General features: G+C 67.3%; 23 protein-coding genes. 7 read left to right on the top strand and 16 right to left on the bottom strand.

Annotated elements, in window-relative coordinates; translation table 11 throughout:
* The 13 genes from DID99_RS10615 to DID99_RS10555 all read right to left on the bottom strand — a co-directional run bounded on the left by DID99_RS10615 (position 1) and on the right by DID99_RS10555 (position 11,773).
* Positions 1 to 978 (bottom strand): type II secretion system F family protein, encoded by a 978-nt coding sequence (locus DID99_RS10615; RefSeq protein ID WP_124570975.1) that lies wholly within the window; start codon positions 976 to 978, stop codon positions 1 to 3.
* A 33-nt stretch (positions 979 to 1,011) separates the two neighbouring features.
* On the bottom strand, positions 1,012 to 2,379 hold the full coding sequence (locus tag DID99_RS10610) for a CpaF family protein (RefSeq protein WP_124519891.1): 1,368 nt from the start codon (positions 2,377 to 2,379) through the stop codon (positions 1,012 to 1,014).
* 19 nt (positions 2,380 to 2,398) lie between these two features.
* The gene (locus DID99_RS10605; RefSeq protein WP_124666620.1) at positions 2,399 to 3,607 is read right to left on the bottom strand and encodes an AAA family ATPase; all 1,209 of its coding nucleotides are present in this window, start codon (positions 3,605 to 3,607) and stop codon (positions 2,399 to 2,401) included.
* A gap of 21 nt (positions 3,608 to 3,628) precedes the next feature.
* Complete coding sequence (locus tag DID99_RS10600) at positions 3,629 to 4,072, bottom strand: TadE/TadG family type IV pilus assembly protein (RefSeq protein WP_124487326.1); 444 nt, start codon at positions 4,070 to 4,072, stop codon at positions 3,629 to 3,631.
* Positions 4,069 to 4,602 (bottom strand): TadE/TadG family type IV pilus assembly protein, encoded by a 534-nt coding sequence (locus tag DID99_RS10595; RefSeq protein ID WP_124487327.1) that lies wholly within the window; start codon positions 4,600 to 4,602, stop codon positions 4,069 to 4,071. The genes DID99_RS10600 and DID99_RS10595 overlap by 4 nt, the downstream gene beginning before the upstream one ends.
* 13 nt (positions 4,603 to 4,615) lie before the next feature.
* On the bottom strand, positions 4,616 to 5,887 hold the full coding sequence (locus DID99_RS10590; protein WP_124666619.1) for a pilus assembly protein TadG-related protein: 1,272 nt from the start codon (positions 5,885 to 5,887) through the stop codon (positions 4,616 to 4,618).
* Between the two features lie 27 nt (positions 5,888 to 5,914).
* Positions 5,915 to 6,211 (bottom strand): hypothetical protein, encoded by a 297-nt coding sequence (locus DID99_RS10585; RefSeq protein WP_124666618.1) that lies wholly within the window; start codon positions 6,209 to 6,211, stop codon positions 5,915 to 5,917.
* A 20-nt stretch (positions 6,212 to 6,231) separates the two neighbouring features.
* Positions 6,232 to 8,226: a type II and III secretion system protein family protein gene (locus tag DID99_RS10580; protein WP_124666617.1), complete on the bottom strand. Its 1,995-nt coding sequence runs from the start codon at positions 8,224 to 8,226 to the stop codon at positions 6,232 to 6,234.
* Positions 8,227 to 8,339: 113 nt separating this feature from the next.
* Positions 8,340 to 9,176, bottom strand: a complete 837-nt coding sequence (gene cpaB / locus DID99_RS10575; RefSeq protein WP_044844306.1) for a Flp pilus assembly protein CpaB — start codon at positions 9,174 to 9,176, stop codon at positions 8,340 to 8,342.
* A gap of 35 nt (positions 9,177 to 9,211) precedes the next feature.
* A complete protein-coding gene (locus DID99_RS10570) occupies positions 9,212 to 10,612 on the bottom strand; it encodes an ATP-binding protein (RefSeq protein WP_124666616.1) in 1,401 nt (466 codons plus the stop codon).
* A gap of 32 nt (positions 10,613 to 10,644) precedes the next feature.
* Positions 10,645 to 11,184, bottom strand: coding sequence for a prepilin peptidase (locus DID99_RS10565; RefSeq protein WP_124487332.1), 540 nt, complete (start codon positions 11,182 to 11,184; stop codon positions 10,645 to 10,647).
* Positions 11,185 to 11,215: 31 nt separating this feature from the next.
* Complete coding sequence (locus DID99_RS10560) at positions 11,216 to 11,422, bottom strand: Flp family type IVb pilin (protein ID WP_044844309.1); 207 nt, start codon at positions 11,420 to 11,422, stop codon at positions 11,216 to 11,218.
* Between the two features lie 168 nt (positions 11,423 to 11,590).
* Positions 11,591 to 11,773, bottom strand: coding sequence for a Flp family type IVb pilin (locus DID99_RS10555; RefSeq protein WP_011880534.1), 183 nt, complete (start codon positions 11,771 to 11,773; stop codon positions 11,591 to 11,593).
* A 1,058-nt stretch (positions 11,774 to 12,831) separates the two neighbouring features.
* Here DID99_RS10555 and DID99_RS10550 point away from each other — a divergent pair.
* Genes DID99_RS10550 through DID99_RS10535 form a run of 4 tightly spaced genes read left to right on the top strand, consistent with a single transcriptional unit; the run spans position 12,832 to position 16,914 of the window.
* The gene (locus DID99_RS10550) at positions 12,832 to 14,067 is read left to right on the top strand and encodes a glycosyltransferase family 87 protein (RefSeq protein ID WP_124666669.1); all 1,236 of its coding nucleotides are present in this window, start codon (positions 12,832 to 12,834) and stop codon (positions 14,065 to 14,067) included.
* Positions 14,067 to 15,446 (top strand): glycosyltransferase family 87 protein, encoded by a 1,380-nt coding sequence (locus DID99_RS10545; protein ID WP_124666615.1) that lies wholly within the window; start codon positions 14,067 to 14,069, stop codon positions 15,444 to 15,446. The genes DID99_RS10550 and DID99_RS10545 overlap by 1 nt, the downstream gene beginning before the upstream one ends.
* Positions 15,447 to 15,470: 24 nt before the next feature.
* On the top strand, positions 15,471 to 16,514 hold the full coding sequence (locus DID99_RS10540) for a glycosyltransferase family 2 protein (RefSeq protein WP_124666614.1): 1,044 nt from the start codon (positions 15,471 to 15,473) through the stop codon (positions 16,512 to 16,514).
* Between the two features lie 16 nt (positions 16,515 to 16,530).
* Positions 16,531 to 16,914 (top strand): GtrA family protein, encoded by a 384-nt coding sequence (locus DID99_RS10535; protein WP_124666613.1) that lies wholly within the window; start codon positions 16,531 to 16,533, stop codon positions 16,912 to 16,914.
* Positions 16,915 to 16,919: 5 nt separating this feature from the next.
* Here the strand turns inward: DID99_RS10535 and DID99_RS10530 are convergent, their stop codons facing one another.
* Positions 16,920 to 17,129, bottom strand: a complete 210-nt coding sequence (locus tag DID99_RS10530) for a hypothetical protein (protein WP_148094672.1) — start codon at positions 17,127 to 17,129, stop codon at positions 16,920 to 16,922.
* Positions 17,130 to 17,422: 293 nt separating this feature from the next.
* Between DID99_RS10530 and DID99_RS10525 the strand changes: the two genes are divergently transcribed.
* Positions 17,423 to 18,499, top strand: a complete 1,077-nt coding sequence (locus DID99_RS10525; protein ID WP_124646203.1) for an alpha/beta fold hydrolase — start codon at positions 17,423 to 17,425, stop codon at positions 18,497 to 18,499.
* A gap of 23 nt (positions 18,500 to 18,522) precedes the next feature.
* Here DID99_RS10525 and DID99_RS10520 read toward each other — a convergent pair whose 3' ends face one another.
* Positions 18,523 to 20,295, bottom strand: coding sequence for a histidine kinase (locus DID99_RS10520; protein WP_124666611.1), 1,773 nt, complete (start codon positions 20,293 to 20,295; stop codon positions 18,523 to 18,525).
* 57 nt (positions 20,296 to 20,352) lie between these two features.
* Complete coding sequence (locus DID99_RS10515) at positions 20,353 to 21,759, bottom strand: HD domain-containing phosphohydrolase (RefSeq protein WP_124666610.1); 1,407 nt, start codon at positions 21,757 to 21,759, stop codon at positions 20,353 to 20,355.
* Here DID99_RS10515 and DID99_RS10510 point away from each other — a divergent pair.
* Both DID99_RS10510 and DID99_RS10505 read left to right on the top strand, forming a co-directional pair.
* Positions 21,758 to 22,003, top strand: a complete 246-nt coding sequence (locus DID99_RS10510; RefSeq protein WP_124666609.1) for a hypothetical protein — start codon at positions 21,758 to 21,760, stop codon at positions 22,001 to 22,003. The two genes, DID99_RS10515 and DID99_RS10510, sit on opposite strands and share 2 nt — an antisense overlap.
* Positions 22,000 to 22,293 (top strand): antibiotic biosynthesis monooxygenase, encoded by a 294-nt coding sequence (locus DID99_RS10505; protein ID WP_044844322.1) that lies wholly within the window; start codon positions 22,000 to 22,002, stop codon positions 22,291 to 22,293. The genes DID99_RS10510 and DID99_RS10505 overlap by 4 nt, the downstream gene beginning before the upstream one ends.
* Positions 22,294 to 22,314 lie beyond the last annotated feature (21 nt).

The raw sequence follows: 22,314 nt of genomic DNA, 5'->3' as shown, positions 1-22,314 counted from the left end.
TCAGACGCGAATGCGGATGATGCGGCGAATCCACAGCAGGCCGAATACCATCGACCCGAGCATCACGCCAACCATCTTGATGCCGGCCGGATCCTCCCAGAGCACCGACAGGAACTCGCGGTTCAACACCGCCATCATGCCCGCGGTACCGAACGGCAGCAGGCCAAGGATCCAGGCCGACAACCGCCCTTCCGCGGACAGCACGCGGACCTTGTCGAACAGCTTGAAGCGTTCGCGCACCAGCGACGCGATGCTGTCGAGCAGTTCGGCCAGGTTGCCACCGGTCTCGCGCTGGATCAGCACCGCGATCACGAAGTAGCGCAGGTCATGGGCCGGCACGCGCGTGGCGAGGTTCACCAGCGCATCGTGCAGCGATACGCCGTAATTGATCTCGTCGAACGTGATCCTGAATTCACTGCCCATCGGATCGGGAAACTCCTCGCCGACCATCCCGAGCGCGCTCGTAAACGAGTGGCCGGAGCGTAGCGCGCGCGCGATCATGTCGCAGACATCCGGCAGCTGGCGCTCGAGCTTGAGCATCCGCCGGTTGCGATGCCGCATCACGTACATTACCGGGATGCATACGGTCAGCAGCGCAATCGGCACCACGATGATCAGCGGCAACACGGTCAGGGTCAGGGCCAGCATCGTCGCCACCGGGAATGCGGCGCAGAGCGTGACCAGTTTCGCGACCGTCCAGTCGAGCCCGGACTGCTGCAGCAGGAGGTCCAGCGACTGCACGCGCGGCATGCGCAACAACAGCCGGTCGAACGGCTTCGACTCGTCGAGCATCCGCTTCTTGAGAATCGACAGCCGCTCCTGCTGCACGCTGCCGCCGGCCGACATCGCGCGCAGGCGCGATTCGATCCGGCGCGCCGCGGCACCGTGGCGCGTGTTCCACCATTGATAGACGCCCTCGATCGCGAGCACGACCGCGACGAAGGTCAGAATCACAAAACCGTAAAAGATCGAGTCCATGAGGCCTCCCCGGAATCAGACGACCGCGCGTCGTCACTTCGTCTCGTAACGCTGCGCCGGGTCGTACAGCGAATCCGGCAGGTTGATGCCGAACGCCTGCAGCCGCTCGGCGAACTTCGGCCGCACGCCGGTCGCGCAGAAGTGTCCGCGCACCGTGCCGTCGCGATCCATGCCGGTGCGCTTGAACGTGAAGATCTCCTGCATGTTGATGATGTCGCCCTCCATCCCGGTCAGCTCCTGGATGCTGACGATCTTGCGCTTGCCGTCGGTGAGCCGGGTGGCCTGAACCACCACCGAGATCGCCGACGCGATCTGCTGGCGCATCGTCTTCGGCGGCAGCGTCAGGCCGCCGACGCTGATCATGTTCTCGAGCCGCGTGAGCGCATCGCGCGGCGTGTTGGCGTGGATCGTCGCGAGCGAGCCTTCGTGGCCGGTGTTCATCGCATTGAGCATGTCGAGCGCTTCCGCGCCGCGCACTTCGCCGAGAATGATCCGGTCCGGCCGCATCCGCAGCGCATTGCGCACGAGCGTGCGTTGCGTGATCTCGCCCTTGCCCTCGATGTTCGGCGGCCGCGTTTCGAGCCGCAGCACATGCGGCTGCTGCAGTTGCAGCTCGGCCGCATCCTCGATCGTCACGATCCGTTCCGAACGCGGAATGAAGCCCGACAGGATGTTGAGCAGCGTCGTCTTGCCGCTGCCGGTGCCGCCCGACACGAGCACGTTCACTTTCGCCTGGGCCAGCGCATCGAGCAGTTCCGCCATCGGCGGCGTTAGGCTCTGGTAACTCACGAGGTCGTCCATCTTCAGCGGGTTGACCGCGAAGCGCCGGATCGACATCAGCGGCCCGTCGATCGCCGACGGCGGAATGATCGCGTTCACGCGCGAGCCGTCCGGCAGACGCGCATCGACCATCGGAGTCGATTCGTCGATGCGGCGCCCGACCCGCGACACGATCTTCTCGATCACCTTCATCAGGTGCGCGTCGTCGTAGAACGTCACGTCGGTCAGCTCGAGCTGGCCGGCACGCTCGACGTAGACCTGCCGGTACGTGTTCACGAGGATGTCGGAGATGCCGGGGTCGCGCAGCAGCGCCTCGAGCGGGCCGAAACCGAACATCTCGTCGTACACGTCGATCGCGAGCTGGCGCCGCTCGATGTCGTTCGCGAGCAGGCGCTCCTCGTCGAGGATGCGCGAGATCAGCGCCGAGATTTCCTGCCGGACCTGTTCCTGCGGCAGGCGCGACAGACGCTCCAGCTCGACGCGTTCGAGCACCGCCAGGTGAATTTCGCGGCGCAGCTTCTGGTAGGCGTTGCGTACCGACGAATGCATCGCACCTGCCGGTTCGGTGCCCGCAGCCTGCGGCTGCGTCCGGTACAAGGACATCTGTTCGCGCAATGACATGATGGTTTCCCCGCAAGATTCACATGGACTTGAGCTTCGGCGTGGCCTTGCGGCCGAACAGCCGGGACATCAACGGTTCGCTGCTGGACGTGCCGTGCCTGGTGCGCACGTCCCCTTCGACGATCTGCTTCGCACACGCCTGCAACGCACGCGTGACCGCCGCGCCGCGCGCGACGCGCGAGGCCGGATGCCCCTGGTCGAGCGCTTCGCGCACGGTGTCGGCGTCGTCGGGTATCGTGCTGCTGGCGTGCAGCCCGAGCACTTCCTCGAGCGCGGCACGAGACCGCTCGCTCGCTCGCGTCATCCGGTTCACCACCAGCCGCAACTGGTCGGTCGGGTAGCCGAGCGACACGAGAATCTCCAGCAACCGGCGGCCCGCGCGCACGTGCGGCATCGTGGGCTGCAGCACGAGCTGGATCTGGTCGCTTCGATCCAGCGCGATCATCGACAGCGGATTGATGCTGACGCCGATGTCGAAGATCACGAAGTCGTAACGCGGCGCCGCGACGCCGAGGATCCATTCGAGCGCGTCCTCGCGCATCTCCGCGGCCTTGACCGGGTCGCCCGCGCCGGCGAGCACGTGAAACGTCGACGTCACGTGCGCGACGCTCGCGTCGAGAAACGCGCCGTCGAGCCGTTCGATCTGCGCGCACAGCTGCGGCAGCGTCGACGGCGGCGTCTCGTCGCTGACGAGGAACGCGGCATCCGCGAACTGCTGGTTCAGATCGACCAGCAGCACGCGGCGCTTGTGGCCTTCGGCGATCTCGTACGCGACGTTGCTCGCGGCGAAGCTCGTGCCCGCGCCTCCCTTGCACGACATGAACGACACGAAGCGCGTATCGTCGCTGTCGCGCCGCGTGCTTTGCGCGGCCGCGCGTTCGAGCGCGCGGGCGAGCGCCGCGGGGTCGATCGGCCACTGCAGTACGTCGCGCGCGCCGGCGCGCATCGCGTCCAGCAGCACGTGCGGCGCCGCATCCCCGGTCACCAGGATACCGGTCAGGCCCGGGTGCAGCCGGCAGATCCGCTCGAGCGCCGACAGCTCGGCCGCGTCTGTCGTCGCGCCGTCGATCAGCAGGATATCGAACGAATCGAGCCCGTCGGTTCGATGCTCGATCTGGGACGGCCGTCCGTGCGCGCGCGTCACGCGATAGTGTCCGCTCTCGGTGACCAGGCGCGCGATCTGCGTGAGCCGGGCGGTATCGTCGGCAGCTACGAGGATATTGATCATGACTGTGCCTCGTCGGTTCGATTATTGACAGGCCGTGCCGCCCGTCGACGAATTCAGGCTTTCCCGCGACAGCGTCGTGGTGAACGACGGCATCGTGATCGAGACGTTCGCGATCGGAATCATCGTTCTGACCGTCACGTTGGTGATGCTGACCGTCACGAACGAGCAGGAGCTCACGTCGCAGCCCGACGGCGTGTAGCTCACCGACACGTTCGCGTTCGACAGCATCGGCATCAGCGACTTCACGCGCTTCACGACGCCGGCGGCGTTCACGTCGCAGACGATCGCCGTGCGTGCGCCGAGCCGGATCGCCTCGGTCGCGGTGTTCCAGTAGAACAGCACGCGCCCGAATTCGAACACGCCGATCAGCAGCATGATCAGGATCGATGCGATCAGCGCGAACTCGACGATCGTCGCGCCGCGTTGAGTGCGCCGGCGCAACAGCGGAAAGGGGCGCGCGTTCATGACACCTGCCTCATCACGGTGACGATGTTGCCGAAGGTGATCGAGGACAGCCCCGGGTAGGCCGGAATCGGCTGGTACTGGTAGCCCTTCACCTTCACCTCGACGACGTTGATGCTGCCGGTCGCCGTGCCGCTTGCCGCGTTGTTGGTCGAGTCGTACGTCGGCAGGTTCGCGAACTGCGGCGGGTCGGACGCATCGGCGCAATCGGTCGAATGCGCGGCGTCGCAGACGATCACCATCGACGTCGTGAGCCCCGGCACCAGCTCGGTGCCGGCGGAGCCGCACGTGGTGCTGCCGTACACGACCAGGCACTGCGCCTCCGCGAGCGGATACGCGCTGTCGGTCGGCAGAAAGACCGACAGGTAGCGCGCCGCGTTGCGCGTCGCCTTGGTGAGGGTCTCGTACTGATAGATCGCGCGGCCGAACTCGGCCACGCCGGTCGCGAGCACGATCATCGGCATCAGCACGAGCGCGAATTCGACCGCGGCGACACCGCGCATGCGTGACCGGCGAATCGGGAGCCTTTTCATGATCGCGTCTCCACTATTGAACGAGCATCGGCACCTTGATGCCGGCCGAACTTCCGGTACCCGGCAAGCCGTGCGTCGCGCAGGGCGTCGTGCCGGATGCCGTCGTGCCGAGGTATTCGAGGTGCGCCGTCACCCCGCCGGCGCCCGGGCTGAACGGCAGCGGATCGAGCATCAGCACGCAGTCCCACTGCGTGACGTGAAGCTTGCTGCTGCTGCCCGACAACGTCGAGCAGTCGCCTTCCGGTGCGAGCGCGAGCCGGCGGTCGCCGCCGAACGTCTGGTAATTGCTCGCCGTCGCCGTCCCGTTGGTCGAGATGCCGCTGCCGGTGGGCGGTGCGCCGTCGCCCTGGTAGGACTTGAAGCTGGCGCGATCGAGCACGAACTGCGTGTATGCGTCGCCGACGATGCCCGCGGTTCCCGGCGGCCCGTAGTTGGGGCCGACGTACGCGTAGCCGGTGAAGTCCGGCTGGCCGCTCGAGCCGTTGGCGCCGTTCGTGTAGATCCCGAAGCGGGTGTTCCAGGCACGCAGCGACGCGGACTTCAGGCCCGTCGACCCGAGGTCGGGCGGCGACGTGATGTTGCAGGTGTTGCCGGACAGTTCGTTGGCGATGGTCGGCTCGTTCGTCGAACCGTCGAGCGCGGCCCAGCCGAAGTTGCCGGGCCCGTAAGTCGACGACGAGCCGGACGGCGACGAGATCCAGTCGCCGACCTTGTAGGGCGCGGCGGCAGCCGCACGGCACACGAACACCGGAATCGCGCAGGCCGTCTGCCCGGCGCCGACCGTCGCGATCGCGCTCGCCGCGACCTGGGCCGCGTTCGCGACCCGCACGCCGGGAATCGTGTTGAGCACCTCGATGAACCAGTGCGCGATGTTGCTCAACTGCGCGGTGCACTTCACGTACTTGATGTTCGCCGGCGTCGTAACCGCCGTCTTGGTCAGGAACGGATTGGTCAGCGAATCGCTGAACGTGACGTTCGAATCCGTCTGCATCTGTACCGCGTTCTGCTGAAAGAACGCGAAATTCGAGTGGCCGGCTGCGATGCCGTCCGCTTCCGAGACCTGCAGGCTGATGGCCGACGTAAGGTCGCGCGCAGCGGACAGCGCGCATGCGTCGGCGCTGTTCTGCAGTTCGCTGCGCGTGACGTACAGCTTGCCGAGGTCCAGCGCGAGACCGACGAACCCGATCATCACCGCCAGTGCGAGACCAACGATGATCGCGACGGCGCCTCGCTGGCGATGCATACCGCGACGCGTGAGATTCGGATGACGAGCTGCGCTGGACATGGCGTTCTCCCTGAGCTTGCCTGCGTGTTACTGCGCCGACTTGCCGATCCCGATTACGAAGGCATTGGCTTTCGGCTCGGGCTGCTTGAACGACTTTTCGTAGTTGTCGAGCGCGGACGCGGCGGCGCTGCCGTTGACCCCCGGGGTCGATGCCGCGTGCTCGGCGGCATGCGGATCGATGATCTGGGCTTGCGTGACGGCGCGGACCGAGTCGCCGAAGCGGGTGTCCCACACCGGCGTCGACGACATGCAGCCGGCGAGCGCGAACGCGAGCGGGACGGCGAGCGCCGCGCGGCGCACGAATACGAGGTAGGCGGATTTCATGAGCTTCCCCTTGAATGGCTTCAACGATCGGTGGACTGGGGTTCCGTGCCCGCCCGCGCGATCTGCGCGTGCGCGGCGGCCGGCAAGCCGTGCTTCGAACGCGGCGCGGGTTTTGCCGGCGCGGCGGAGCCGGCGGCCGCGAGACGCGCGGCAGCCGCTTCGATGCGCGCGATCCGCGCCGCGGTAGCCGCGGTGGCCGCTTCGGCCTGCGGCTGCGACTGCTGTTGCGGCTGCGACTGCGGTTGCTCTTGCGGCTGCGCGGCCGGCGCCGGTTCGGCGCTCACCGCTCCTGCCGCGTCGGCCGCCGCGGCCTTCTGCGGCTCCGCCGGCACCGGCGCCGGTGCATCGGCGGGCTGCGGCGCACGCGGTGCGGGCAATGCGGCGGCCGGTGCGGCCGGCTCAGCCGATTGCGGCGCCGGAGCAGGTGCGGGAGCCGGCGTCTGCGGTGCATCCATCGCGCCGCTCGCCGGTTGTGCGCCCGCCCGGCGGACACCCTTGCGGCCTTCCATGTTGCCGGTCGCATACACGTCGGCCTCGTTCGGCTTCGAGAAGCTGTCGGTCGGCAGCGGCACGTCGGCGGTCTGCAGCGGCCTCACCAGGTGCGGCGTGATCACGAAGATCAGCTCGGTGCGATCCTGCTGGAACGACGTGCTGCGGAACAGCGCGCCGAGCACCGGTACTTCACCGACACCCGGGATCGCCTTCAGCGCACCGGTCCCGTTGTCCTTGATCAGCCCGCCGATCGCGAACGACTCGCCGTCGCCCATCTGGACCGTCGTCGACGCGCGCCGCGTCGTGATCAGCGGCAGGATCGACGTGCCGCCGATGTTGGATGCGCTCAGCGTCACGCCCGTCTGCGACAGTTCCGACACTTCCGGCGCGACCTTCAGGCTGATCCGGCCGTTCCCGAGCACCGTCGGCGTGAACTTCAGCGCGACGCCGAATTCCTCTTCCTGCAGCGTGATCGACGACGTGCCATTGCCGCTGCTTTGCGGCACCGGGATGAAGATCCTGCCGCCGGCGAGGAACGTCGCCTCCTGCCCGCTGATCGTCACGAGATTCGGTTCCGCGAGGATCTTGACGAGGTTGTCGGTGTTCTGCACATCGGCCGCGATGCTGAACGGCCTGTTGTTCGCCTTGTTGAACACCGCGCCGCTTGCGACGCCCGCGAGCAGGTTGCTGACGAGCGCGCCGCTCCACGAGCCGAAGCCGCCCTGGATGTTGAACGCGCTGCCCATCTGGTTGATCAGCGTCTTCGACACTTCGGCGACCTTCACCTCGAGCATCACCTGCTGCGGCGACGTGACGGCCAGCATGTTCAGCACGCCGGCGCCCTTGCCGCCGCCGTCGCCGGCGCTGTCGCTGTACGCACGGGCGATCTGCACCGCCTGCTGCGCGGCCTGCGAGTTCGATACGTTGCCTGCCAGCACGATCGTGCCGGCGGCGGTCGACACGTGAATGTCGTGTTCGTTCGGCATCAGCTGCATCAGCGACGCCTGCAGGCCGCCGGCGTCCGCGCCGACTGCCACGTCGATCACGCGGCACGCACCGCTGCGCCCCTGCACGATCATGTTGGTCGTGCCGACCGACAGCCCGAGGATGTACAGCGTCTGCGGCGACACCATCGTCGCCTGCGCGACGGCCGGGTTGCCGATGGTCCGGTTGCGGACCGGCTCCGGCATCGGCACCAGCAGCGACTTGCCGAGCGGCACGCTGACGCTGGTCGACTCGCGTACCGCGCCCACGCAGTTCGGCCCGCGCAGCGGCCCCGGCGCCGCGGCGGGCGCGGCGGCCGGAGTCGGCGTCATGCTGATCGTCATCTGCATCGGCCCCTTGGCGGCCGCCGCCGGCGCGGCTGCACCGCCCTTCATCAGCGCGGCCGATTCGGCGGCTTCCTGGGCCAGTGCGCTGTATACGGTCAGCGTTCCGGCACAGAGGATCGCGGCCATCATCGCGCCCCGTGCGATACGCGTGCGCACCGGGCCGGTACCTGAATGTTGCGGATTGATCTTCATTTCGTCTGATCCCCCGAGTGACCGGCGAGGCGCCGGTTGTCGACTTTCAAGGCCGCCGTGCCCTGACGGCGGCCGATCTGGTTAATGTGGTTATTTGCACGTGTTCTACGAATTCAGAAACATTCGACGCTGCCGTGTACCCCGGTCAGCACCCCGACGCAATCGCGGCGTGCTCCCGGTGCCGCATGGGATGCGACACGCACGCGCACGGTCTTCACCGGCGCGGGTGCGGGCGCTTCGGGTACCGGTGCCTTGCCGAGCAGCGTGAGCTTGGTCGCGCCGTCGGTGGTCAGCGTCTTCTGGTCGACCTGGTTGCGCAGCACGAGCGACAGCGTGCCGACGCTACGCGCGAGGTCGAGGCGCTCGGCCTGGTCGGGCGTGACTTCGAGCGTCACCGCGTTGACGACCTTCGGTGCGGTGTCGTCGCGGCTGACCTGCTGCGCGACGGCCAGCACGAGGATGTGCTCGAGCACGATCTTGGAGATGCTCTGCCCGTCGGTCTTGCCTTGCTGTTCCTGCGTGTTGACGATCACGTCGACGTAGTTGCCCGGCAGCGCGAAGCCCGCGACGCCGACCACATCGTTCACCCGCACGGTAATCGCGCGGCTGCCGTCGGCGATCACCGCGGACAGCCCGCCCTTCGTGCCGACCGGCGCGAGCTTCGACTCGATCACCGGCTCGCCGCGGGCGAGGCTCGTGCGCACGACGCGCCCTTCGAGTTCCTTCGTGTCGGTGAACGCGCCGGTCGGCACGCTGCCCGACGGCCAGCTCACCATATGGATCTGGTTCGGCCCGAGCGGCTCGCCCAGGTTCAGGTCGGTGGTCGCCACCGCGACCGACGTGATCGAGCTGCTGGAGGTATTCATCAACCAGCGGGACGCGAACACGACCGCGGCAAGCCCCGCGACCATCGCGACGATCAGCATCATGAGCGCTCGACTGTTTTTCATGGCAATGCTCCTCAACGAATCGTGAAAGAAACGGCTCAACCGGTTACGTGCGTGCGACCGCCGTGGTCGGCAGGCGGCAGATACACGCCGTCGCGCTCGGGCGCCGTGCCGAAATAGCTGGCCCATGCGTCGTGCAGCGCGTCGTGCGTCACTTCGAGCGGATCGCCGCGATACCGCGCGCCGGCGGCGACGAGGCGCAGCAGATCCAACGGGAAGCATGCGAGATAGGCCTTGCCGGTCGGCAGGTGCAGCCGGTGCAGCAGATAGTCGAATGCGTCCTGCGTCGATACCAGGCCGAGCGACGCACATGCGGCGTCGAACACCGCGCGGTAGTGGTCGATCGACAATGCGCCGACGTGAAGCTTGGAACCGAGCCGGCGCAGGAATGCATCGTCGGCGAACTGCTCCGGCGCCAGGTTGCTCGAGAACACCGGCCAGACGTCGAACGGCAGCACGAAGCGGTTGCCTGACTCGAGCGTCAGGAAATCGACGCCGCGATCGAGCGGGCGCAGCCAGCGGTTGAGCAGGTCGCGCGGCTCGACACGCTGGCGGCCGAGATCGTCGACGATGTACATGCCCATGTTCGCCTTCATGTGCGGCGGCGCCTGGTAGAAGCCCGCCGCGTCATCGCGGCGCAGGTCGAGCTCGTCGAGCGTCAGCTCGCCGCCGGACATCACGACCGGCCGCTCGCACAGGCGCCAGCGGCGATCGACCGATTGGCCGTCCGCTTGCGCTGCCGCATCGACATGCACGAGCGGGTCGTAGATCTGGATCACTTCGCCGGCGGCGCAAATGGCGTACGGCACCGGCACGTGGCCGCCCATCAGCGCGCCGAGCCGCTCCGCGAGGAACGTCTTGCCGCTGCCGGCCGGGCCGTAGATCAGAAGCGGACGGCCGGAGTTCAGCGCGGCGGCCGCCGAATCGAGGATCGCCGTATCCATGACGACGCCGTCGAAGACGGCCCACACGTCGTTCTGGGCCACGCGCAGCTTGCGCACCGAATGGGTGGACACGCAGTCGAGATACGCGTCGAGCGTCACCGGCGCAGGGCCGCTGTAGCTGCTGCGCGCGCGCTCTTCGAGCGCGGCCAGGCGGCCTGCCTCGGTCAGGCGGAACGTCACGTCGAGGTCCGTCTTGCCGCGATGGGTCAGTTCGACCAGATGCTCGCGCACCAGGAACGCGAAGATGTCGTCGAGCACGGCGAGCGGGAGACAGTGACGCTCGATCAGGTCGCCGTAGGACGGGCGGCCGAGCACCAGCGTCGACTTCAGCACGAGCCCTGCGATGAACGCCTGGCTCAGTCCGGTTTCCTCGAGCGAGCGCGGCGCCGCCGGCAGTTGCGCGCCCGGCTTCGCGTGCGCCTCCCGCATGGGCGACGGAAGCGGCAGGTGTGCAACCTGCGCGTCGCGTCTCGGTTCGGTGGGATTCGTGTTCATGTTCGGTCCATCCTCGTTGCAGGTTCGGCGCGCTACGCGCACGATACGAACAGCATGCCCAGCGTGCCGGCGGCAATCGCCACGCCATACGGCAACGCACCGACCGACGCGAACTCCACGGGGCCGTCGGTTGCCCCTGCACGCGCCCCGGACGCGCGACGCGCGATCAGCGCCACGACGTTCGCCCACATCTGGCGCACGCGTCCGCGCAGCAGCGCGAAACCGATCGCGCCGATCCCGCCGGCCAGAAAGGCGGCCAGCACGATGTAGAACGTCATCTGGGCGCCGACCCACGCGCCGATCGCGAGCATCAGCTTCACGTCGCCTGCAGCCATCCCGCGCAACAGATAGAACGGCAGCAGCAGGCCGAAGCCGGTCGCGGCGCCGGCAAGCCATGCGAGCGCACCCGCCTGGACGCCGTGCAGCGCGCACTGGGCAATCAGCGCACCGGCCAGCCCGATCACGACGAGCCGGTTCGGGATGCGTCGGCTCGTGATGTCCGTGCTGGCCGCGACGACGACGAGCAGCGTCACGCACAACGGGACCGGGTAAGGCAGCGCAGCAGGCAACATGGCGAACCTCGACGGGATTTAATGATCAGGATCACTGACCCAGTGCGGTATTGACCGCCGCGGTCACGATCGACGCGATCGCGTTGTACATGTCTTCAAGCGAACCCTTCAGTACGACCACGCTTCCCAGCACGATGGTGGCGAATACCGCCGCGATCAGCGCATATTCGATCGACGTCACCCCCTGCTCGTCGGCGATCCATCGCGATACCGCTACCGCACATCCCCTGGTCCGCATGACGACCTCCGATTCGGTTGATCAAGAGAGCGGGGGAGACTCGAGCAGTGCACCGGCCGAGTCATCCGCCGTTCGGTTCATTCGACATCCGTTGGTTGGGTGTCCGGCCCTGATCGAGCGACGGGATGACGACGAACGGGCCGGACTCACCGTTCGCCGCCCCGCCATTCAGATGGCCGCGTTGAGGTCGTCTGCGATCGTGTTGAACACGGTCTTGAGATCGTTTCCGACCAGCGTCAATGCTGCAACGAGGCCGACTGCGATCAGCGCGGCGATCAGGCCGTATTCGATGGCCGTCACACCTTGCTCGTCTTGGACGAAACCGCGGACTTTCTGGATGAACGTGGACATGGCTAATCTCCTTTCGCACTACTATTGAAATCCCGTTGTCGGGTATCGACGCGGGGAGCTGGCACTACCGGCACAACGGCACAACGGCACAACAAATGGATTCGGATGCGGCGCTCAGCGACGGACACGGCAGGGTACGAGCCTGGCCGGGCGAACGATTGTCGGTGGGCTGATGCGTGCGATATCCATGCGCGCTGCGATCTGGCGAATGGCGCGATCGAGCAGAGCGAGAACGGCGCAACGACCGCCCCGTGCATGGATACGGATTGAACGGATGACGCAAGCGCGTCGATGCTGCTGCGGATATGCTTCGCGGCATGCGAGCCGCGACGTGCTCTGGTCTTTCATTTTTATTCCCCAAATGCTGTCATGTGATTCTTGTTGCGCGGACGATGCCGTCGCCTATTCGCTCGGTCGACGTTTCCGGCGGTTTTCACGGCCTGGGCGGCGTATTCCCCGACGCGCCCCCGATCCGTTGCTTTCCGCAGGTGATTGAGTCCGGTCTTGTCAGCCTGTTGCTTCAACCGGTCGTTCATCACGTCGTCGACTTTCGTGCGGACCTTGACGCAAAGAGCAGGCCAGCCAGAAGGAAATCCAGACGCAGCAAGGGTTCCGGCGATCCCCCCGTCAGTCGTGTTTCGGCGCGCTGCACAAAATGTTTCAGATTTGATATACGCACGCAGGCCGGCCCGGGATGCCGGCGGGGCGCCGCCGTGCTGTGCAAGGGCACCCAAAAATTTTCTCGGGATTTTCCCGAATCCATGCAGCCCGTCGCCCGACGCGAATTCCGCACACCGCCGGACCGGCGAAAAACCCGGAATGTTTCAAGCGAGAAACATCATTTGCGCCGGTACGGTTTTCTCAGACGTGAAAACCCGGTTTTCCGCGCTGTCGCTGTCGAATCGATATCTCACGATTCTGCCCGCGGTTTGCGTCACGCGATTTTTTCTCCAACAATGCATTCACCGGACAGCGCCATCGAACGCGATTCGATCCGGATACACAGCAACACAAAAAGGCTGCGGCAGAGAAGCAGCCTTCACCGCAAACGGGGCATCATGTACACAGCCAATCGTGGAGTGCGCTATCGCGCCAAACGCTGTGCTCAATGGCTGACAGCCGACCGGATCATTCCGTACAGCTGCATCATGCTGATGATGTGTGTTGGATTCCTGATCACATGGGGCTTCGTGACGGATGCCTTCACGTCACAGACCACCGCACGGCCGGGTGTCGACTTCTCCGTCTTCTGGACCGCGTCGCAGCTCGTGCTGCAAGGCCATGCCGCCGCGATCTACGATCCGGTCCTCTTCTCCCATGCCGAGGTCGCGCAATTCGGTGCCTACATTGGCCACCAGTCGCTGCCATGGCTTTATCCGCCGACGATGCTGCTGTTCATCGCGCCGGTCGCCCTCGTGCCTTTCCTGCCCGCGTATTTCCTCTTTTTTGCGGGCAGTCTTTTATGCTATGCGTACGCAGTCCTGCGACTGTCGGGTCTGCGTGCGCACCTGCCCGCTCCGCGCGCCGCCGCGCTCGTCGTGCTCGCCTACTCGGGCGTGTTCGCGTCCGTCCTGTACGGGCAGAACAGCATCCTGACCGCCGGCATCGCCGCATTCGCGCTGCATTTCCTCGGCCGACGCCCGATCGTCGCCGGCGTGCTGATCGGGCTGCTCGCCATCAAGCCGCAGCTGGCGGTGGTGTTTCCGTTCGTGCTGGTCGCGACCCGCTCGTGGCGCACCTTCGCGTCGGCAGCGATCACCACGGTGCTGTTCACCCTGGCCGGCATTGCGCTGACCGGCACCAGCTCCCTGCACGGCCTGGCTCAGGCGATGTCGATCGTGCGCGGCATGCATTTCACCCTTCCCGCCTACTGGTTCGTTTCGCCCACGACGTTCGCGGCGCTGCGGCTTGCGGGCGCATCGATTCCGGTCTCGCTCGCCGCCCAGGCCGCCGTCGGGCTGCTCGCAATCGCCGCCGCCGTCCAGGTGTGGCGTCGCACAGCCGACATTCGGCTGCGCGGCGCGGCGCTGGTGATCGCCACGCTGTTGACGACCCCCTATCTTTGGCATTACGAACTCGCGTGGCTCGGCATCGCGTTCATCTGCGTGATCGCCCACGGGCTCGACGAAGGCTGGCTGCCGGGCGACCAGATCGTGATCGTGCTCGCGTGGCTGCTGCCCATATTCGAGATATTCAACCGGATCACGAAGCTGCCGCAGATCGGCCCGGTCGTGCTGCTCGCCGTCCTGTTCGTCGTCGTGCGGCGCTCGACGCTTGCATCGGGGAATGCGTGATGAGATCGCCGCGCTCCCTTCTGCACGGCGATTCGGTGCTCGACTCACACCCGGAACTGCCGATCGCCGGCCCGCGCCGGTTCCCGCACTGGCTCAATCGCGATCGGGTACGCCTCTATGCGGCAGCGGTACTGCTGACCGAGTTGCTGTTCCTCTGCGTGTACCTCGCACGCGTGCACGGGTCGCATACGTCCGTGCCCGGGCCGCTCGCGCAGGATCTCGCGCCGATCTGGAGCGCTGCACGGCTCGCCGCGCACGGCCACGCGATCGACGCGTGGCATTTCCCGTCGCTCTTCGCGATCGAGAAACTCGCGATTCCGACGATGAACGCCGCGGACGGCTCGCTGCCGTGGCTCTACCCGCCCACCATGCTGCTGTTCGTGCTACCGCTCGGCTGGCTGCCGTACATGTTCGCGCTCGTGCTGTGGATCGGCGTCACCTACGCGCTGTTCGCGGTGACGATCCGTGCGACCGTGCAGCGCGATGCGGCGCTGCTCTGCGCGCTCGCGTTCCCCGGCGCGTTTCTCACGGTGATCGTCGGGCAGACGAGCCTCCTGAGCGCGACGCTCGCCGGTTGCGGGCTGCTGATGCTGAATCGTCGTCCCGTCATCGCCGGCATCTGCTTCGGATTGCTGACGATGAAGCCGCAAATGGCGATCCTGTTCCCGCTCGCGCTGCTGTGCGCCGCTCAATGGCGCGCGCTGGCAGCGTGGGCGGCAACGATCGCCGGCGGCTTCGCGCTGTCGACGCTCGCGTTCGGCCTCGGCGCGTGGTTCGCATTCGCACACGGAATTCACGACGCAGCGCAGCTCGTCGGCGCCGGCCACGCACGGCTCGCGCGCATGCCGACCGTCTTCGCGCTCGCCACCCTCGCCGGCTGGCCCGCCTACGTCGCGCGCGGCCTGCAGCTGCTGTCGGCCGCGGCCGCCGCGATCGCCGTGGTGTACGCATGGCGCGGCGCGTGTTCGTACGCGCTGCGTGCCGCGACGCTCGCCTGCGCGTGCCTGATCGTCAGCCCCTATCTGTACGACTACGACCTGACCTGGTACGGGCTCGTGATCGCATGGTACGCACGCTATGCGTGGACGCACGGCTGGCGGCGCTTCGATCGCGAATGGCTGCTGCTGATGTGGGTGATGCCGCTCGCCGGCCTCGTGCTGGTGCCGCATCTGTCGTTCCAGTTCATGCCGCTGGTCACGCTGGCCTCGCTGGCGTTGCTCGTCAGCCGGATTGCACAAGAAAGGCACGACGTGCCGTCGATGCCCGACGCACACGACAACTCGACCGAGACCGGCTTCCCGCATCCGGTCCGCCCACACCACCGCCCGGCGCACGGACTGCGCCGCAGCGGCCGGCCGACCTTCGGCGTCGGCCGCTGACACGTCATCACAGGGGAACCCATCATGCGCGAATCGCTCTACACACCGCTCGTCTCGCTGGTCGTACCGTTCTACAACGAAGGCGAAGCCGTCGAACGCTTCTTCGACGTCGTGATCCCGCTGATGGCCGGCCTCGACGCGATCCGCTTCGAGATCGTCTGCGTGAACGACGGCAGCCGCGACGACACGCTCGAGCGCCTGATCCGGGTCAGCATGGGCGACCGCCGCGTGCGCGTGATCGATCTCACGCGCAACTTCGGCAAGGAAGCGGCGCTGACCGCCGGCCTCGACGAAGCGGCCGGCGACGCGGTGATCCCACTCGACGCCGACCTACAGGATCCGCCGAGCCTGATTCCGGTGATGCTCGAGCACTGGCGCGACGGCGCGGAAGTCGTCGCCGCGAAGCGCAGCAACCGCGCGTGCGATTCGTTCGCGAAGCGCACCGCCGCCGCGATCTACTATCGCGTGCACAACGTGCTGTCGGACGTGAAGCTGCCGGAGAACGTCGGCGACTTCCGGCTGATGGACCGCAAGGTCGTGAACGCGCTGCGCAGCCTGCCTGAGCGCCATCGCTTCATGAAGGGGCTGTTCGCATGGGTCGGCTACCGGACCGTGATCGTCGAGTACCAGCGCGACGCGCGCAGCGCCGGGCATTCGAAGTTCTCCGGGTGGAAGCTGTGGAATTTCGCGATCGAAGGGATCACGAGCTTCAGCACCGTGCCGCTGCGCAGCTGGACCTATATCGGCGTCGGCATCGCCGCGCTCGCGTTCCTGTACGGCGCGTTCATCGTGGGCCGCACGCTGCTGTTCGGCAATCCGGTGCACGGCTACGCGTCGCTGCTGTCGGTCGTGCTGTTCATCGGCGGCATCGAGCTCATCGGCATCGGCGTGGTCGGCGAATATATCGGGCGCATCTACGACGAATCGAAGCAGCGCCCCGTCTATCTGATCCGCCGCCGCTACCAGACGCAAGGCACGGTGGTCGAGCTGCCGGTCGCGCGCGATACGCGCCGCGCGGCCGCACGCCGCCGCGTCCAGCCGGCCCGCATGCGGGTCGGCGCCCGCTGAATCGGTGCAGCCGGCGATGTTCGCACTGCTCTTCGCCGAGCGCGTGCGGCTGGCGCGCTTCGGCCTGTCCGGGCTCTGCTCGACCGCGCTGCACGTGCTGATCGCGTCCGCGCTGTACGCGCTGTTCGATGCGACGCAAGTGATCGCGAACGCCGTCGCGTTCGTCGGCGCGACGGCGTTCTCGTATCTCGCGAATACGCTGTGGAGCTTCTCGTCGACGGTGCACTCGCGCAACCTGGTGCGCTATCTGACCGTTGCGCTGGCCGGCTTCGCCGAAACGATGGCGCTCGCGCGCGCCGCCGAACTGCTCGACGTACCGCGCGGCTGGGCCATCGTCGCGATCGCGCTGCTGATCCCGCCGACGATGTTCGTGCTGCACCGGGTGTGGACATATCGGTGAATCCTTCACGCCGGCATCGCGACATGTGATTCCGGCGATTGCAAACGCGCAATCGATACAAGGTCCGCCGGCGCGGCTGGCCGCATGCCGTCGTGGCATCGCCGACCCATTCCACGCATCGCGACGAACGCATCCGCATCGGATTGCGTCGTCGGGGAGCAGGCCCGGTTCATCGCGAAGCCGGTCGCCGAATGCACATGGACGATGTCGAGCATCGCGTTCGGGACGGCCCGCGGTAGGGTCGAAGCATTCATTGATCGTCACGGAACCATCGCACCCGAGACGAGCGATGCCTGCTAGCATGGCGCGTGGCCTGTCCGAATCGCGAGGCTGCCGGCAACATGTCGCGCGGCGCGGGTCGCGCCGTCGCCTCCGTGCCGGTCATGCCGCGGCACGTCGACGCGGACGCTTCCCGCGGCACGCATCGTGCGCCGCCATCATTCGCCTTCCACCCGACGGCCGGCTTCGCCGCATGCTGTCGCGCGCGCCGCCGGCACGAGATCCGTCCATGCCCAGGAAAAAATCCAGCCTCTGGCTACGGCCTTTCGACCTGTTGACCGCCGCGACGCGCGCGCGGCCCAAAAGGAAGACCGCCAAGCCGGCGCCATCGGCGAAGCGCCCCGCCACCGCACGCACCACGCGTCCCGCCCGCGCACCGGCGCCCGCCGCCCGCACATCGCCGCGCCAGGCACCCGGCACGTGGCTGCGCTCGTTTCATTCCGCGCGCCCCGCCGCCGGCCAGCTCGTCAACCATCTTGCGTACGCGCTGTACCTGCCCGCCGCACCGGCGACGACCGACGGCCTGCCCGTCGTCGTCATGCTGCACGGCTGCAAGCAGACCGCCGAGTCGTTCGCCGCTGGCACCCGTATTTGCCGTGTCGCCGAGCGCGCCGGATTTGCCGTGCTGTTTCCCGAACAGGCGAAGACCGCCCACGCCCATCGCTGCTGGAACTGGCATGGCGATGCGTCGCAGTCGGAGGCCCCGGCGATCGCATCGCTCGTCGACGCGATCGTGCGGGAGCGCGGGTTCGATCGCGACCGTGTCTATCTGGCCGGCATCTCGGCCGGCGCCGGGCTGGCCGCGCGTCTGGCGCTCGACTTTCCCGATCGCTTCGCGGCCGTCGGCCTGCACTCCGGGCCGGCCATCGCGCCGCCGTTGTCGACGATGGCCGCGATGAGCCTGATGCGCCGCGGTCTGCGCGACGATCCGATACGCGTCGTCGATGCCTGCGTCGACGGGCGCGCTTATCCGGGCATGCCGGCACTCGTCGTGCACGGCGGGCTCGATACGGTCGTCGCCGAGCAGAATGCGCTGCAGCTGGGAGTCGCGTTCGCGCGGATCAATCGGCTCGTCGACGCACAGGGTGAGCTGCGCGTCGGCGAGCAACATACGTACGCGCACGACGATGCGGATTACACCGACTATCTGCGCGGCGGCACGCTGATCGTGCGGGTCTGCATCGTGCGCCGCCTGGCGCACGCGTGGAGCGGCGGCGATCCGCGCGAAGCATTCCACTCCGCGACCGGGCCGGACGCGACCGCGATGTTCTGGAATTTCTTTCGAAGGCGGCGGCGCAAGCGGTAACGGAGCGACGCGTCACCTGTCATTCACACGCGTTGCCCGACTGCCGCCGCCGCGCCCGCGTGGCCCTGCGCGCGCCGGATCGGCAGTCGAACGCGGAACGTCGTGCCGCGCCCCGGCTCGCTCGTCACGTCGATTGTGCCGCGATGACGCTCGACGATCCCGTGCGACACCGACAACCCGAGCCCCGTTCCCTGCCCGACCGGCTTCGTCGTGAAGAACGGATCGAAGATCCGCCGGACGATATCGGGCGTCATGCCGGTTCCGGTATCGCTGATCGCGATCGACACCTGCTCGCCGTCGCTCGACGTGCGGATCGTGATCACGCCGCGCGTCGGCATCGCGTGTGCCGCGTTGACGAGCAGGTTCATGAACACCTGGTTCAGCTGCGACGGAAGACATTCGACCAGCGGCAGGTCGCCGTACTCGCGCACGATGTCGGCCTTGTACTTGAGTTCGTTGTGGACGACGTTGAGCGTGCTCTCGAGGCCCGCGTGGATATCGGCCACGCTCCACTCGCCGCTGCCCGGCCGCGAGAAATCGCGCAAGTCCTGCACGATCCGGCGCACGCGCACCGCGCCGTCGATCGATTCGGCGATCAGCGTCACGATCTCGTCGCGCACGTAGTCGAGATCGGCCGCGCCGCGCAGCGCCGTCAGCGCGTCGCGCGCCGCGGGTTCGAGCTGCGGCAGCGCGGCTTCGTGCGCGGCGATCACGTCCAGCAGGCTGCGCACCCACGTCTTCAGCGTATTGAGGTTCGCGCTGATGAAGCCGATCGGATTGTTGATCTCGTGCGCGACGCCGGCCGCGAGCTGGCCGATCGATGCGAGTTTTTCCGATTGAAGCAACTGCACGTGGGTTTCCTCGAGCGCGCGCAGCAGGCGCCGCTGTTCGTCCTTCTCCTGTTCGAGCCGACCCTGCGCCGCGCGGCGCTCGTCGATCTCGCTCGCCATGTTCTCGCGCGTGCGTTGCAGCATCGCCGTCGTCTGCTCGTAGCGCCGCAACGCCGTTTCGAGTTCGGCGGTACGCAATCGCACCAGCCGTTCGAGCGTGTCCGTCATGCCGCGCAGAAAGGTTGTGCGCGCATCGAAGCGGCAGACGAGCAGCGTGACGATCAGCGTCGCCGTCGTGAACAGCGCGATGGTCGTCGCGAGCCACGGCCCGTCGATGCCGTTCGCGGCGCCGCAGCGCGCGTCCGGCGCGAAATGCGCGGCCGCCATCGCCGTGTAGTGCATGCCCGTGATCGCGATGCCCATGATCAGCGCGGCGCCGATGCGTTGCGCGGTCGCATGGCGCGCCTGTTGCGCGCGCAACGTCTGCGCCATCCAGAGCGCGGCGGTCGATGCGATCACGGCCACGCCGATCGATGCCGCGAACAGCGCGGGTTCGTAGCGAATGCCCGGCGCCATGCGCATCGCGGCCATGCCCGTGTAATGCATCCCGACGATCCCGGCGCCCATCAGCGCGCCGCCCGCGAGCAGGTGCCGGCGGCTCAGCCGCGCACGCGTGACGACGTTCAGCGCGAAATACGACACGAGCACCGCGATCGCGAGCGACGCGCCGGTATCCGGCAGCGCATAACCGAGCGGGATCGGCAGCGACAGCGCCAGCATCCCGACGAAGTGCATCGACCAGATTCCGGTGCCCATCGCGGCCGCGCCCCCGGCCAGCCACGCGCGCTTGAGCCGCGGGTCGTCGAGCAGCGAAATGAACGCCGCCAGGTCGAGCGCCGTATAGGAGGCCAGCGTCGCGATGACGAGCGACAGCAGGACCAGCAGCAGATTATAGGTGCCATGCATGATCGGCGTCCCGGTCGAAATGAACGCGGTGCTGCGGCGGTGCGGCCCCGTGCAGCGTCACGCGGGCGGCGCGGCGGCGCTCGCCTGCGTCGACGCGGCCGCGCCGGTCTGCACGAGAATGTCGAACGACGTGCCCTCGCGTGCTTCGAAGCGCCGCACGAGCTCGATCTGGTGCGCCGACATCACGCTGCCCTTCGTCATCAGCAGCACGCCGCGATGCGTGCGCAGATCGTCGGCGAGCTGCATCCCTTCGCGCAGTTGTTCGGACCGGATCTCCGCGACGGACGCGGCGATGCGCAGGCTCGCCGGATCCCGCACCAGCTCGATGAAGCGCGCGACGAGCAGCGGGTCGTAACGCACGCCGGCCTGCGAATGCAGCACGTCGATCGCCTGTTCGACCGAATGCGGCGAGCCGATCTCGCCGTTTCGCAACCCCTCGAAATCGCGCGCGATCGCGACGATCCGCGAGCCGAGCGGGATCGCGTCGCCCGCCAGCCCGTCGGGCGTGCCGCGGCCGTTGAAGCGCTCGTACTGGTGCAGCACGATCGACGCGACCTTGTGCAGCTGCGCGACCGGCGTGAGCACCATCTGCGCGCGCAGCGGATGCTGCTGGAACAGGCTGTGTTCGTCGGTCGTCATCTTGACGAGCGGCTTGTGCAGCAGCTCGTCGGGCAGCGACAGCTTGCCGATGCCGTGCAGCAGTCCCGCGTAATACACGTCCTGCGCGTGCAGGCTGCTCATCCCGGCCGACAGCGCGAGACGGCGCGCGATCTCACCCACGCGCATCGCATGGCCGCTCGCCGATCCGCAGCGCATTTCGATCATGCTCGCGCACACCTGGACCATCGCGGTGAAACTGCTTTTCAGGTCGTGCTGTGCGGCTTCGAGAAACAGCACCGTTTGGCCGAGTTCCTCGGTGCGCGCGCGCACCTGCGTTTCGAGTTCCGTATTGAAGCGGCGCAGCACTTCGTTCTGCGCTTCGGTCAGTGCTGCCAGTCGCGCTGCTTCGCCGCGCAGGCGCCGCTGCTCGAGCGCCTGCTCGAGAGTCATCAGCAGGTCGTGATCGTCCCACGGCTTGTTCAGGTAGCGATACACGCCGCCTTCGTTGACGGCCGCCACGATCGATGCGATGTCGGAATAGCCGGTCAGCAGGATGCGCATCGTGTCCGGATACAGCGCGCGGGCGTGGGCGAGAAACGCCGCGCCGCTCATGGTCGGCATGCGCATGTCGGACACGATCAGGTCGACTTCGGTCGACGCAAGGATCTCGAGCGCGGCTTCGCCGCTTTCGGCGGTCAGAACCTCGTAGTGTGCGGGCCGCAGCACGCGCTTGAGCGCGGACAGGACGCCGGGCTCGTCGTCGACCAGCAGGATCGACGGGGCGGCGGCGGGGTTGTCGGATGCGGCTTCGGCGATCGGTTCGGGTGGTGCAGCGTTCGTGCCGGTTGTCGCGGATGTCGTCATGGCAGGCCTCGGATTGTTTATCTTCACCACCTCTGTGACATCGGCGCGTGCCGCGTATTCCGTATTGGGGAAAACGCTGATTCGTATAAACCGAAGCGGCACGCGACGCACGACCGGCAACGCGCGAGCCGGTCATCCGGAACGCGTGATGCCGACTTCCGGTATCGTTGCGGGACGCGTCGATCGCGGCGCCCCGTCGCATCGCGATCCGTTCGCCTCATTCACCCCACAGGAGCATTCATGATTCTGGAAATGGCATCGCTCGAAATCGATCCGTCGCAGGCCGAGCCATTCGAGGCGGCGGTTCGCCAGGCCCTCCCGCTGTTCGCCCGCGCGCGCGGCTGCGGCGGCGCCGAGCTGCATCGCGTGATCGAGCGCAGCGGCGGCTACCTGCTCGTCGTCAAGTGGGACAGCGTCGACGATCACATGGTGCATTTCCGGCAATCGGACGACTTCCAGGCGTGGCGTCAGCTGGCGGGCCCGTTCTTCAAGAGCCCGCCGCAGGTCGTGCATACGGAAGTTGCGGTGAAATAAGCGCGGTGAAGCAACCGCCGC

The organism is Burkholderia sp. Bp8986, assembly GCF_003854225.1.
Taxonomy (GTDB): Bacteria; Pseudomonadota; Gammaproteobacteria; order Burkholderiales; family Burkholderiaceae; genus Burkholderia.
Note: the sequence above shows the minus strand (reverse complement) of the source record. Positions and strands in the feature narration are given on the sequence as shown.